The sequence below is a fragment of the Microbacterium pratiae genome, from assembly GCF_047302165.1.
Lineage (GTDB): Bacteria > Actinomycetota > Actinomycetes > Actinomycetales > Microbacteriaceae > Microbacterium.
Genome location: NZ_CP154843.1, coordinates 3,237,491 through 3,250,678, shown reverse-complemented (window position 1 = coordinate 3,250,678; position 13,188 = coordinate 3,237,491). Strand labels below are relative to the sequence as shown.

The following is a 13,188-nucleotide window of genomic DNA, read 5'->3' as shown; positions in this document are numbered from 1 at the left end:
AAAGAAAGCGGGTTCTTGCGCCGGGGGCGCCGCGGATGCGCGGGTACGCTCGGAGCATGGTCGACGAGATCCCGGACTTCTACGCCGTCATCCCCGCGGGAGGGGTGGGAAGCAGGCTGTGGCCGCTGTCGCGCGCCGACGCCCCCAAGTTCCTGCACGACCTCACCGGGTCCGGGCACTCGCTGCTGCGCGACACGTGGGATCGGCTCGCGCCGCTCTCGGGTCCCGATCGCATCGCGGTGGTCACCGGGCGCGCGCATCGCGCCGCGGTCGAGGCTCAGCTTCCCGGCATCCCCGACAAGAACGTCTTCCTCGAGTCGGAGCCGCGCGACTCCGCTGCGGCGATCGGTCTCGCCGCGGCGATCCTGCACCGCCGGCACCCCGACGTCATCATCGGCTCGTTCGCGGCCGATCACGTGATCCGCGGCAGCCGGGTGTTCGAGTTCGCGGTGCGCGACGCGGTCGAGGTCGCCCGCGAGGGCTACATCTGCACGATCGGCATCACCCCGTCCGAGCCGGCTGTCGGATTCGGCTACATCAAGCGCGGCGGCGAGCTGATCGTCGAGGGCGCGCGCGACGCGTCCCTCGTGGAGCGGTTCGTCGAGAAGCCCGACCTCGATACCGCGCGGGCCTACGTCGCAGACCGCTCGTACCTCTGGAACGCGGGCATGTTCATCTCGCGTGCCGACGTCCTGCTCGCCGAGATCGAGGCGAACAGCCCCGAACTGCACGCGGGTCTGCTCGAGCTCGCCGAGGCCTGGGACGACCGCGACCGACGCGGTCCCGCCGTCGACCGCATCTGGCCGCGGCTGAAGAAGATCGCGATCGACTACGTCGTCGCGGAGCCCGCCGCCGAGAAGGGCAAGCTCGCCGTGGTGCCGGGGCATTTCGACTGGGACGACGTGGGCGACTTCGCGAGCCTCGCCAAGCTGAACTCCAACGGGCGCAAGAACGACCTCGCGATCCTGGGAGAGAACGCCCGTATCCTCTCCGACGCCGCCAGCGGCATCGTCGTGAGTCACACGTCGCGCGTCATCAGCCTCATCGGCGTCAAGGACATCGTCGTGGTCGACACTCCCGACGCGCTCCTGGTGACCACGAGCGAGAACGCCCAGCGCGTCAAGCACGTCGTCGACGCCCTCAAGCTGACGGGCCGCGGCGACGTTCTGTGACGCGCACATTGCGTCTTTGTAACCATTCGCGAGGCGGGGTGCGTCCGAGGTGCAACCCGGACGAAACAGTAGGTAACTTCATTCCAGCCGCCGCGAAGTCCGCGGCGCCTTCAATGTGGAGGCTGCATTGACACTCTCGACCCCTCAGAAGCTCGTCGGCATCACAGCTGCCGCGGGCCTTCTCGTCGCCCTCGCCGGCTGCGGAGCCGCACCCGATGAGGCCAGCGGATCCGCCGCACCCGAGGCGGGCTCGGACTTCACCCCCTGCCTCGTCTCCGACGAGGGCGGCTGGAACGACCGTTCGTTCAACCAGTCGGCCAAGGAAGGCATGGACCGCGCGGCCAAGGAGCTCGGCGTGGAATCGATCGAGGTCGAGTCCACGACCGAGAACGACTACGCGCCCAACCTCGAGACGCTCGTCTCGGAGGGCTGCAACCTGATCGTCGCCGTCGGCTACAAGCTCGCACCGGCAACCGTCGCGTCGGCCACCGCGAACCCCGACATCGACTACGCGATCATCGACGACTACGCCGACACCGACTTCGACGGCAAGACCGACGCCCCCAACATCAAGCCGCTGGTGTTCAACACCGCAGAGGCCGCCTACCTCGGCGGCTACGCGGCGGCCTCCTGGTCGGCCGAGGCAGGCGTGAACAAGGTCGGCACCTTCGGTGGCGACAAGTTCAACTCGGTCACCGTCTTCATGGACGGCTTCCAGCTGGGTGTCGAGAAGTACAACGAGGACAAGGGCGCGAACGTCGGCGTCGTCGGCTGGGACATCACCGCTCAGGACGGCAACTTCACGGGCGGCTTCACCGCCAACGACACGGCCAAGCAGGTCGCGCAGGGCATCCTCGACCAGGGTGTCGACGTGATCCTGCCCGTCGGCGGTCCGATCTACCAGAGCGCCGCGCAGGCCATCCGCGAGGGCAACAGCGACGTCGTCATGCTCGGCGTCGACAGCGACCTCGCCGTCTCCGACGACACGGTCGCCGACCTGACGCTCGTGTCGATCCAGAAGGCGATCGACGTCGCCGTCTACGACGCCACCGTCGCGGCTCAGAGCGGTGACTTCACGACCGACCCGTACGTCGGAACGCTGAAGAACGAGGGCGTCAAGCTCTCGAGCTTCCACGACTTCGAGTCGCGTCTGCCGGCCGGTCTCGCCGACGAGCTGACCGCCCTGCAGGAGGCGATCGTCGCCGGTGACATCACCGTGGACTCGCCGAACTCTCCGTGAGCTCGTGAGTCGTCGGGGCCGGGGGACGAAAGTTCCCCGGCCCCGACCGCTGTCCACCCACCATCCGTCGCATAGATTGGCCGACATGAAGCTCGAACTCCGGGGCATCACCAAGCGCTTCGGCACCCTGGTCGCCAACGATCACATCGACCTCGTCGTCCGGCCGGGCGAGATCCACGCTCTCCTCGGAGAGAACGGTGCCGGCAAGTCGACTCTCATGAACGTCCTCTACGGCCTCTATCAGGCCGACGAGGGACACATCCTCCTCGACGACGTCGTCCAGGACTTCCGCGGACCCGGTGACGCCATGGGTGCGGGCATCGGCATGGTGCACCAGCACTTCATGCTCGTGCCGGTCTTCACCGTCGCCGAGAACGTCATGCTCGGTCACGAGAACACCAAGGGCCTCGGCGTGCTCGACCTCGCCGCGGCCCGTGCCCACGTGCGCGCCGTGGCCGACCGCTTCGGCTTCCAGATCGACCCCGACGCCGTCGTCGGAGATCTGCCCGTCGGCGTGCAGCAGCGCGTCGAGATCATCAAGGCGCTCTCGCGCGAGGCGAAGGTCCTCGTGTTCGACGAGCCCACCGCCGTGCTCACTCCGCAGGAGACCGACGAGCTCATGGCGATCATGCGCCAGCTGCGCGACGAGGGCACCTCGATCGTCTTCATCACCCACAAGCTGCGCGAGGTCCGCGAAGTCGCGGACCGCATCACCGTCATCCGGCTGGGCAAGGTCGTCGGCGAGGCCTCGCCGACGGCGAGCAACGCCGAGCTGGCGGCGCTCATGGTCGGCCGGCCCGTCGAGATGGTCGTCGCCAAGGGCGCTCCGAACGTGGGGGAGGGCGGCCTCGTCCTCGACGGCATCCGCGTCGTCACGCCCTCGGGGATCGTCGTCGTGGACGACGTCGACCTGCAGGTGCGCTCGGGCGAGGTCGTGGCCGTCGCCGGCGTGCAGGGCAACGGCCAGACCGAGATCGTCGAGGCGATCCTCGGCCTCCTGCCGATCGACCACGGCTCGATCCGCCTCGACGGCGACGAGCTGGGTGGACGCAGTGTGCGCGGCATCCTCGATCGCGGCGTCGGGTTCGTGCCCGAGGACCGCAAGGAGGACGGGCTCGTCGGGGCGTTCTCCGTGCAGGAGAACCTCATCCTCGACCGCTCGGGCGACCGCGCCTTCACTCGCGCAGGCACGATCGACCGCCGCGCCCTCGAGGCGTTCGCGCGCGAGCGCATCGCCGAATACGACATCCGCACGCAGGGCCCCGACACCCCGGTCGGCACGCTGTCGGGCGGCAACCAGCAGAAGGTCGTCATCGCACGCGAGATGGCCCGCCCGCTGCGTCTGCTCGTCGCAGCGCAGCCGACGCGCGGCGTCGACGTCGGCAGCATCGAATTCATCCACAAGCGCATCATCGAGGCCCGTGACTCCGGCGTCGCCGTCCTCGTCGTCTCGACCGAGCTCGACGAGGTGGTCGCCCTGGCCGACCGCATCGCGGTGATGTACCGCGGGCGCATCGTCGGCGTGGTGCCGGCGACGACGCCGCGCGACGTGCTCGGCCTGATGATGGCCGGCGAGGTTCCCGAGGAGTCAGCAGCATGACCACCCCCACGCCCGGTGCCGGTCCCGGTTCCGACCTGCCCGCCGAGCCCGCGGACTCGCAGCTGCCCCCTGTCAGCGGCCCGCTGACGGGCACCCCCGAGGTGGCACCGCCGCCGACGTCGAACCGCATCATCACCGAGGTGATGCGCAGCAGCGCCGTCATCACCGTGCTCGCCATCGTGCTGGCGCTCATCGTCGGCGGCATCATGATGGCCGTCACGGATGAGCGGGTGGCCGCGGCATCCGGATACTTCTTCGCTCGCCCGGGCGACACCCTCGCCGCGATCTGGCAATCGGTGTCGGGCGGCTACGACGCGCTGTTCCGCGGCGCCGTCTTCAACACCCGGGTCGATGACTTCGCGACGCAGATCCGTCCGCTGACGAACACTCTCGGCTTCGCGGCGCCCCTGATCGCCGCCGGACTCGGCGTCGCGCTGGCGTTCCGCGCCGGTCTGTTCAACATCGGCGGCCGCGGTCAGATCCTCATCGGGGCTGCTTTCGCCGCTCTCGTGACGTTCAACCTCGATCTGCCGATGTTCATCCACCTGCCGCTGACGCTGATCGCCGGCATCCTGGGCGGCGCGCTGTGGGGCGGGCTCGTCGGTCTGCTGAAGGCGCGCACCGGCGCGCACGAGGTGATCCTCACGATCATGCTCAACTACATCGCCTACTACCTCGTCAGCTGGATGGTGCGGACCCCCTCGCTGCTGCAGCAGGCCGGCACGACGCAGTCGATCTCGTTGCGCACCCCGGAGTCGGCGCAGTTCCCCGAGCTGCTCGGCCCGCAGTACCCCCTGCTGGACTGGGGCTTCATCGTCGTCATCATCGCGACGATCGTCGTGTGGTGGGTCATCGAGCGCTCGAGCCTCGGCCTGCGTCTGCGTGCCGTGGGTGAGAACCCGCACGCCGCACGCGCGGCAGGCATCTCGGTCGAGCGCATGTACATCTACGCGATGCTCTTCGCCGGGGGGCTCGCAGGTCTCGCCGCCATGAACCAGGTGCAGGGCCAGGTCACCACCGGCTTCACCGGGTCGATCGACGCGGGCATCGGCTTCGACGCCATCACCGTCGCCCTGCTCGGGCGGTCGCGTCCGTGGGGCGTGTTCGCGGCCGGCATCCTGCTCGGCGCGCTCAAGGCGGGCAGCTTCACGATGCAGGGCTCGGAGGGCATCCCCGTCGAGATCGTGCTCGTGGTGCAGGCGCTCATCGTCCTGTTCATCGCGGCCCCGCCGCTCGTGCGGACGATCTTCTTCCTCCCCAAGACCGAAGCTGAGAAGCGCGCGTCGGGCCGCACGAAGAACTCGTCGCGTCGCGCCGCTGTGAAGGCGGGTGCCTGATGGCAACGACCGATCTGACCTCCGCCGCCGCAGCTCCCGCCGCGGTGAAGGTTCGCCACCTCAAGCCGGCGATCGCCCTCGGCGTCGCCACGCTGCTGCTGGCCCTGCTGTTCGCCCTGGTGCCGCGCGGCGGCACGAGCACGTTCCGCCTCGCCGACGGCGGCTCGACGATCCCGATCCCGGACGTCGCGCTCCCGACGGGGCCGACCAGCTGGACGCTGCTCGCGCTCATGGCCGTCATCACGGCGGTCGCGGCGTGGGACGCTCTCGCCTATCGCCGCCCCCGCACGTGGCTCGTCGCGGTGGCCGGTTTCGTCGGCGTGTTCGCCTTCCTCGTCTGGGCGGCGGCTGAAGGGCTCGTTCCCGTCATCGGCCTCCTGTTCGGCGCGGTGTCGCTGTCGGTCCCGCTCATCTTCGGCGCCCTCGGCGGCGTCATCGGCGAACGGGTCGGCGTCGTGAACGTCGCCATCGAGGGGCAGTTCCTGCTCGGTGCGTTCGGCGCGGTGCTCGTGGGCAGCATCACCGGCAACCCGTTCATCGGACTGATCGCCGCCATGGTCGGAGGCGTCCTGGTGAGCCTCGTGCTCGCGGTCTTCTCGATCCGCTACCTCGTCGATCAGGTGATCGTCGGCGTCGTGCTCAACGTGCTGGTGACCGGCCTCACCGGCTTCCTCTTCGGAGCGCTCCTCGCACCCAACGAGGCGACGCTCAACCGCGCGACGACGTTCCAGCGCCTGCCGATCCCGCTGCTCAGCGACATCCCGGTGATCGGGCCCGTGCTGTTCAACCAGACGTTCATCGTCTACCTGATGTACGTCACGGTCGGGCTCGTCGCGTGGGGTCTGTACCGCACGCGCTGGGGTCTGCGGCTGCGTGCCGTCGGCGAGCACCCGCAGGCGGCGGACACCGTCGGCATCAAGGTCAACCCGACCCGATTCTGGAACGTCAGCCTCGCCGGTGCGATCGCCGGTGCCGGCGGCGCGTACTTCACGCTGGTGTCGGTGCCGACGTTCACCAAGGAGATGACCGCGGGCCTCGGCTTCATCGCCCTCGCCGCCGTCATCTTCGGACGCTGGGATCCGATCCGCGCCACCCTCGCGGCGCTGTTGTTCGGGTTCGCGACGAACCTGCAGAACCTGCTGACGGTGCTGCGGACGCCGATCCCCAGCGAGTTCATGCTCATGCTGCCGTACCTTGTGACGATCCTCGCGGTCGCCGGGTTCGCGGGGCACATCCGTGGGCCGGCAGCCGCCGGCAAGCCGTACATCAAGGGGTGACCTCTGCTGTGACAGACATCGATTGGGACGAGCTGCGCGCCGTCGCGACGGAAGCCATGACGCGCGCCTACGCGCCGTACTCGCGCTACCGGGTGGGCGCGGCCGCGCTCGTCAGCGACGGACGCATCGTCTCGGGATGCAACGTCGAGAACGCGTCGTACGGCGTCGGGCTGTGCGCCGAGTGCGCCCTCGTCGGCGACCTGCACATGTCGGGCGGCGGACAGCTCGTCGCCTTCGTGTGCGTCAACAACGACGGGCAGACGATCATGCCGTGCGGTCGGTGCCGCCAGCTGCTGAACGAATTCGCCCTGCCCGGAATGCTGCTCGAGACCGTCTCGGGCATCCGCACGATCGACGAGGTGCTGCCCGATGCGTTCGGGCCCCGCGACCTCGAGGAGGCCGCCCGATGAGCGCCGAGTCCACCGCATCCGCTGTCGAGGCGTTCGACGCCGTCGACGTCATCCGCACCAAGCGCGACGGAGGAGCCGTTCCCGAGGACGCGCTCCGCTGGATGATCGACGCGTACACGCGCGAGTACGTGGCCGACTCGCAGATGGCGGCGTTCGCCATGGCGGTGCTGCTCAACGGCATGGAGCGCGACGAGATCCGCGTCATGACCGACGCGATGATCGCCTCGGGTGAGCGGATGAGCTTCGCCGGTCTCGGCAAGCGCACGGTCGACAAGCACTCCACCGGCGGTGTCGGCGACAAGATCACGCTGCCTCTCGCTCCGCTCGTCGCGGCGTTCGGCGTCGCCGTGCCGCAGCTGTCGGGTCGTGGTCTCGGCCACACCGGGGGCACGCTCGACAAGCTCGAGTCGATCCCCGGCTGGCGTGCCGCGCTGTCGAACGACGAGATGTTCGCGCAGCTGCGCGACGTCGGCGCCGTGATCTGCGCCGCGGGCTCGGGCCTCGCGCCCGCGGACAAGCGGCTCTACGCGCTCCGCGACGTCACCGGCACGGTCGAGGCCATCCCGCTCATCGCGTCGAGCATCATGTCGAAGAAGATCGCCGAGGGCACGGAATCGCTCGTGCTCGATGTGAAGTTCGGTTCCGGCGCCTTCATGAAGGACGTCGACAAGGCACGCGAGCTCGCCCGCACGATGGTCGCGCTCGGCGCCGACTCGGGCGTTGCGACGACCGCGCTCCTCACCGACATGAACGCACCGCTGGGCCTCGCGATCGGTAACGCGAACGAGGTCCGCGAATCGGTGGAGGTTCTCGCCGGAGGCGGCCCCGCCGACGTCGTCGAGCTGACCGTCGCCCTGGCACGCGAGATGCTCGCGCTGGCCGGACAGCCCGATGCCGACGTCGAAGCGGCCCTCGCCGACGGCCGGGCCATGGACGTCTGGCGTCGCATGATCCAGGCGCAGGGCGGCGACCCGGATGCCGCACTCCCCACGCCCCGCGAGACGCATACGATCACCGCGCCGACCGCCGGCGTGATCTCCCGACTCGAGGCCCTGCCCTTCGGTATCGCGGCCTGGCGCCTCGGCGCCGGTCGCGCCCGTGCGCAGGACCCGGTCATCCACGCGGCGGGCATCGACCTGCACGTGAAGCCGGGCGATGAAGTCGCCGCCGGTCAGCCGTTGTTCACCCTGCTGGCCGATGATGGTGCGCGGTTCGACCGTGCTCTCGACGCGCTGCACGGCGCGTGGGAGATCGACGACGATGCTCCGCCCGCGGGGCCGCTCGTCCTCGAGCGCATCACAGCCTGACCCGGGCGGCATCCGTCGCTCGGATGCCGCCGAAGAGTACGTCCGTCCCGACCGTCCCACCCGCTCGTTCACCCCAGGGAGCCCGCCATGCCGATCGAACAGCACGCCGACGCCACACTGCAGGGCGCCTCGGTGCGGTCGTTGCCGAAGGTGTCGCTGCACGACCATCTCGACGGCGGCGTACGTCCCGCGACGATCGTCGAGCTGGCGGACGAGCTCGGCACCGACCTGCCCGAGACCGACGCCGACGACCTCGCCGACTGGTTCGAGGAGCAGAGCGACTCCGGGTCGCTCGTCGACTACATCAAGACCTTCGACGTGACCCTCTCAGTCATGCAGACCCGTGAAGGCCTGCGCCGCATCGCCCGGGAGTTCGTCACCGACCTCGCCGGCGACGGCGTGGTCTACGGCGAGGTGCGCTGGGCGCCCGAGCAGCACCTGCGCGGCGGGCTCTCGCTCCAGGAAGCCGTCGACGCGGTGCAGCAGGGCATCGAGGAGGGTGAGGATGCGGCCGAGGGCCAGGGCCACGACATCCGTGTCGGTCAGATCCTCTCGGCCATGCGTCAGGCCGACCGCTCGCTCGAGATCGCACGTCTGGCCGTCGACAACCGCGGGCGCGGCGTCGCGGGGTTCGACATCGCCGGCCCCGAGGACGGCTTCCTCCCGGCACAGCACCGCGAGGCCTTCGACTACCTCGCCTCGGAGTTCTTCCCCGTGACCGTGCACGCGGGCGAGGCCGCCGGGCTCGACTCGATCCGTTCGGCGCTCATCGACGGACGTGCGCAGCGGCTCGGCCACGGCGTGCGCATCGCGTCCGACCTCAACGTCGTCTCGCGTGAGGGCGAAGAGGTGCTCGTCCAGTTCGGCGACCTGGCACGGTGGGTGCGCGACCGCGAGATCCCGCTCGAGCTGTCGCCGTCGTCGAACCTGCAGACCGGCGCCATCGCCGGATGGGGCACGCAGTGGGAGGATCACCCTTTCGATCTGCTGTACCAGCTGGGCTTCTCGGTCACGGTGAACGTCGACAACCGCACGCAGAGCCGCACGTCGCTCACGCGCGAGCTCGCGACCCTGGCTCAGACCTTCGACTACGACCTCGACGATCTGCAGGCCTTCCAGCTCAACGCCGCCGCCGGCGCGTTCCTCTCGGTCGAGGAGCGCGAGGAGCTCATCGAGGTCATCGCCGAGGGCTTCGGAGCCTGACCCCGCTCCGACTCTCCCTCGAGGTCCCAGTTGGGCCGGGTTTCGACGTCTGATTCCCGGCCGAACTGGGACCTCGCGGTTTCTGCCCAGGGGGCGGTGAGCGCCGGGATGCTCACAGACACGGGCGCCCGAGCCGCGAGGGCGGTAAGGAGGCAGAGGCTGTCGGAATGCGTCGATCCGAGCCCCTGCCCGAACCGCTGCGCGGAGTCCCGTTCTCGGTCGGAGCCGCCCGAGCGATGGGCGTGACGGCCGGACGACTCGACGCAAGCGACCTCGAGATCCCGTTTCGCGGCGTCCGGATACCGCGTGGCGATGTCGCGCGGGATGTCGCCGAGCGGTGCGCGCAGTACGCGGCGCGGCTGCGGCCCTGGCAGTTCTTCAGCCACGACACGGCACTGGCGCGATTCGGAGCGCCGCTCCCGTTCGGGAGCGATCCGCTCATCCTGCACGTGGCGGCGCACCGGCCGAAGCGCGAGCCGCGAGTCGACGGCGTCATCGGGCATCGCTTGGGCGAACGTGCTCCGGCGGTGTGGACGGTCGGCGGCATCCCGTTCGAGCATCCTGCCCGCGCGTGGCGGCACGTCGGTGCGGTGTGGCAGCACGACGACCTCGTCGCGGCGGGCGACTACCTCATCGGTCGCGGCGGGCTCGTGACCCTCGATCAGCTGGCGGAAGAGGTCAAGCTGCACGCAGCCCGTGGGCGCAGCCGGCTCATCCGTGCGCTGGCCGACATCCGGCCGGGTTCGGAGTCGTCGGAGGAGACGCGCCTGCGTCTGGTCCTTCAGCGGGCAGGGCTTCCCGAGCCGGAGCTGAATCCGGAGCTGCGACAGACATCGGGTGTCTTCATCGCACGGCTCGACCTCGCGTATCGGCGATGGCGGGTGGCTGTGGAGTACGACGGGCGCCAGCATGCCTTCGACGACGCGCAGTTCGCGCGCGACGCCGACCGCTGGCACGCAATCCGAGCGAGCGGCTGGGAGCATGTGCGGATCCTGCGCCACCACCTTCGCGGCACCGGGCGTCCGGCGGTCGACATGGTCCGGTCCGCCCTCCTCCGCGCGGGCTGGCGTCCCTGACCTCGGGAGGCCTCACCGAGGTCCCACATCAGCCGGGTATAGCCGCCGAGTTCCCGGCCGAACTGGGACCTCGCGAAGGCCGGAGTCAGCGGGGGAGGGACGCCAGCAGGTCGGACACGGCCGCGGTAACCTCGGCCCGCATCTCGGGATCGGGGATGCTGGGGGTGCCGTCGCCCGCCTGGGGACCGTAGTCGCCGAAGGAGGCGTGGCTCGCGCCGGCGAGCTCCACGAACGTCGCGTCGGCGGGCAGGAGGTGGCGGTTGTCGTCCACCTTCTGCGGGGTGGTCAGGCCGTCCTCCGAGCCGGACAGGCTGAGCACGGGCAATCCCGACGCCGACAGGTCCGTCGCGCAGTACGACCCGAAGAGAACGAGACCGTCGGCATCTGCGGCGAGCTGGCAGGCGCGCACGCCGCCGAGCGAGTGTCCGCCCACCAGCCAGGTGTCCACACCGGGCGCGAGTTCCGTGAACGACGAGAGCGGGCGGGGGTCGAAGAAGGCGAGGTTCAGCCAGGGCCGTGTGATCACCACGGTGACGTCGTCGTCGGCCACGACGTTGGCGAGGATCGCGGCGTACGCCTCGGCTTGCACCTTGGCGCCGGGGACGAACACGAGTCCGACCTCGGCAGGCCCCGCGGCGGGCTCGAGGACGAGGCTGCCGCCGACCTCCGACATGACGACGCGCTCGTCAGCACGGACAGCGTCGAGCGGCCCGGCCTCGGCATCCATGACTCCGACCTGGCTCCAGATCAGGATGCCGACGACCCCGGCCACGACGATTCCGATGATCGACAGGACGATGACGAGCGCGATCCGCCGTGCCCGTGACCGCCGGCGCGGGCGCCCGGGCTCGTCGCCCGTCGCCCGCGCCGCCGCGGCGTCTCGGATCATCGAGCGTCGGAGCCGACAGCGGAGCCGATCGCCGACTGGCGCTCGGAGACCGCGCGCTCGACGCGAGTGAACAGCGGGTGCGCGGGCTCGAGTCCCGTCACCGAGGCGGTGAAGGATGCCGCATCCTCCGCGCGCAGGCGCTGCTGCAGCTCGACGGACTGAGGGTCTTCGGGGTCGTCGAACGCGAGGGCGGCGCCGACCGCCGCGACCAGCGCATCCACCGACAGCCCGGCCTCGGCCGCTTCGGCGGCGGGGCCGATGAAGCGCTCGTGCCGCGAGAGCTTGCGGAGGGGCTGGCGGCCCACCCGGCCGACGGTGTCGGGCAGCTCGGGGTTCGCGAACCGGCGGAGGATCGTGGCGCGATACTCCGCGAGCTCGCCGGCGTCGAGACCGTGCTTGTGCACGAGCAGGGCCGACGTCTCCTCGAGGGCGGCCGAGACGCTCGCGGCGATCTCCGGGACGGCGAGGGCTTCGGCGACCGTCGGGGTGCCGGCCTGTGCGCCGAAGTAGGCCGTCGTCGCGTGGCCGGTGTTGACGGTGAAGAGCTTGCGCTCGATGTAGGGCTCGAGGTCCTCGACGAAGTGCGCGCCGGGGATGCTCGGCCGTGCGTCGCCGAACGGGCCCGCCTCGATCGCCCACTCGTAGAAGGGCTCGACCGTGACGTCGACACCGGCGCCGGCAGGCTGCGCGGGCACGATGCGGTCGACGGCGGTGTTGGCGAAGACCGCGCGGCCCGAGACGGCCTCCCACGCGTCGCCGGCCTGGGCGCGGATCTCGTCGCGCAGCAGGTCCGTGGCACCGATCGCGTTCTCGCACGCCATGACGGCCAGCGGGGCTGCGGCGGGGTCGCGCAGCGCGAGGCCGGCGAGGATATGGGGTGCGATGAACTTCAGCACCGTCGGGCCCACCGCCGTCGTGACGACGTCGGCGGCGGCGACGGCATCCGCGACCGCCTGCGGGTCCTCGGCGCTGTTGAGGGCGCGGAATCCGGTCACCGTCCGATCGACGCCGCCCTCGCCGACCTCGTGCACCGTGTACTCGGAGGCGGCGTTGATAGCGTCGACCAGGGGAGCGGCGACGTCGGAGAAGACGAGGTCGTAGCCGCCTTCGTTCAGAAGCAGGCCGACGAAGCCGCGGCCGATGTTGCCGGCTCCGAAGTGGACCGCGGTGCTCACTGGTTCACCGATGCGAGCAGCGCGTACAGCTCGTCGGGAGTCTGCGCGGCCTTCAGGCGAGCGACGTCATCCTCCTCGGAGAAGAGCAGGGCGATCTGGGAGAGGATGTCGAGGTGCTCGTCGCCCTTGCCGGCGATGCCGACCACGAACGACACGGGCTCCCCGCCCCAGTCGACGCCGCCGTCGTAGCGGACGAACGACAGCGCCGAGTCGAGGATCGCATCCTTGGTCTCGTTGGTGCCGTGGGGGATGGCGAGCTCGTTGCCCATGTAGGTCGACACGGTCTGCTCGCGCTGCTGCATGGCGTCGAAGTACGCGGAGGTCACGGCGCCGGCCGACTCGAGCAGGTCAGCGGCCTCCTTCATCGCCTCTTCGCGGGTCGCGCCTCCGGAGTGGATGCGGATCTGACCGATGTTCAGGACCTCACGTGCCATGTCTGTCTCCTTCGAGTGGTGTTGCTGGGGGATGACGCGGGGCCGAGGCGGATGGACCGCCCCGGCCC

12 protein-coding genes are annotated in these 13,188 nt (G+C 70.2%); 9 read left to right on the top strand and 3 right to left on the bottom strand.

Translation table 11 applies throughout. The features are described from left to right. Nucleotides 1–56 precede the first annotated feature (56 nt). The 9 genes from AA0Y20_RS15470 to AA0Y20_RS15430 all read left to right on the top strand — a co-directional run bounded on the left by AA0Y20_RS15470 (nucleotide 57) and on the right by AA0Y20_RS15430 (nucleotide 10,622). Nucleotides 57–1,172: a mannose-1-phosphate guanylyltransferase gene (locus AA0Y20_RS15470; RefSeq protein WP_412936045.1), complete on the top strand. Its 1,116-nt coding sequence runs from the start codon at nucleotides 57–59 to the stop codon at nucleotides 1,170–1,172. A 127-nt stretch (nucleotides 1,173–1,299) separates the two neighbouring features. Then, nucleotides 1,300–2,412 (top strand): BMP family lipoprotein, encoded by a 1,113-nt coding sequence (locus AA0Y20_RS15465; protein ID WP_412936043.1) that lies wholly within the window; start codon nucleotides 1,300–1,302, stop codon nucleotides 2,410–2,412. Between the two features lie 85 nt (nucleotides 2,413–2,497). Next, the gene (locus AA0Y20_RS15460) at nucleotides 2,498–4,012 is read left to right on the top strand and encodes an ABC transporter ATP-binding protein (protein ID WP_412936041.1); all 1,515 of its coding nucleotides are present in this window, start codon (nucleotides 2,498–2,500) and stop codon (nucleotides 4,010–4,012) included. Further along, on the top strand, nucleotides 4,009–5,349 hold the full coding sequence (locus AA0Y20_RS15455; RefSeq protein WP_412936038.1) for an ABC transporter permease: 1,341 nt from the start codon (nucleotides 4,009–4,011) through the stop codon (nucleotides 5,347–5,349). Before AA0Y20_RS15460 ends, AA0Y20_RS15455 begins: the two co-directional genes overlap by 4 nt. Continuing rightward, nucleotides 5,349–6,626, top strand: coding sequence for an ABC transporter permease (locus AA0Y20_RS15450; protein ID WP_412936036.1), 1,278 nt, complete (start codon nucleotides 5,349–5,351; stop codon nucleotides 6,624–6,626). Before AA0Y20_RS15455 ends, AA0Y20_RS15450 begins: the two co-directional genes overlap by 1 nt. Nucleotides 6,627–6,634: 8 nt before the next feature. Further along, complete coding sequence (locus tag AA0Y20_RS15445; protein WP_023955526.1) at nucleotides 6,635–7,036, top strand: cytidine deaminase; 402 nt, start codon at nucleotides 6,635–6,637, stop codon at nucleotides 7,034–7,036. Then, nucleotides 7,033–8,343, top strand: coding sequence for a thymidine phosphorylase (locus AA0Y20_RS15440; protein ID WP_412936033.1), 1,311 nt, complete (start codon nucleotides 7,033–7,035; stop codon nucleotides 8,341–8,343). Before AA0Y20_RS15445 ends, AA0Y20_RS15440 begins: the two co-directional genes overlap by 4 nt. 87 nt (nucleotides 8,344–8,430) lie before the next feature. Then, nucleotides 8,431–9,546, top strand: a complete 1,116-nt coding sequence (locus tag AA0Y20_RS15435; protein WP_412936030.1) for an adenosine deaminase — start codon at nucleotides 8,431–8,433, stop codon at nucleotides 9,544–9,546. 167 nt (nucleotides 9,547–9,713) lie between these two features. Then, nucleotides 9,714–10,622 (top strand): hypothetical protein, encoded by a 909-nt coding sequence (locus AA0Y20_RS15430; protein WP_412936029.1) that lies wholly within the window; start codon nucleotides 9,714–9,716, stop codon nucleotides 10,620–10,622. 85 nt (nucleotides 10,623–10,707) lie between these two features. On the opposite strand, the gene AA0Y20_RS15425 is transcribed toward AA0Y20_RS15430, so the two are convergent. From AA0Y20_RS15425 to AA0Y20_RS15415, 3 genes are read right to left on the bottom strand one after another with little or no spacing between them, the layout of a single operon-like run. Beyond that, nucleotides 10,708–11,511, bottom strand: a complete 804-nt coding sequence (locus AA0Y20_RS15425; RefSeq protein ID WP_412936027.1) for an alpha/beta hydrolase — start codon at nucleotides 11,509–11,511, stop codon at nucleotides 10,708–10,710. Beyond that, on the bottom strand, nucleotides 11,508–12,686 hold the full coding sequence (locus tag AA0Y20_RS15420) for a mannitol-1-phosphate 5-dehydrogenase (RefSeq protein WP_412936025.1): 1,179 nt from the start codon (nucleotides 12,684–12,686) through the stop codon (nucleotides 11,508–11,510). The genes AA0Y20_RS15425 and AA0Y20_RS15420 overlap by 4 nt, the downstream gene beginning before the upstream one ends. Beyond that, nucleotides 12,683–13,120, bottom strand: coding sequence for a PTS sugar transporter subunit IIA (locus tag AA0Y20_RS15415; protein ID WP_412936023.1), 438 nt, complete (start codon nucleotides 13,118–13,120; stop codon nucleotides 12,683–12,685). Before AA0Y20_RS15415 ends, AA0Y20_RS15420 begins: the two co-directional genes overlap by 4 nt. Nucleotides 13,121–13,188: the final 68 nt, after the last annotated feature.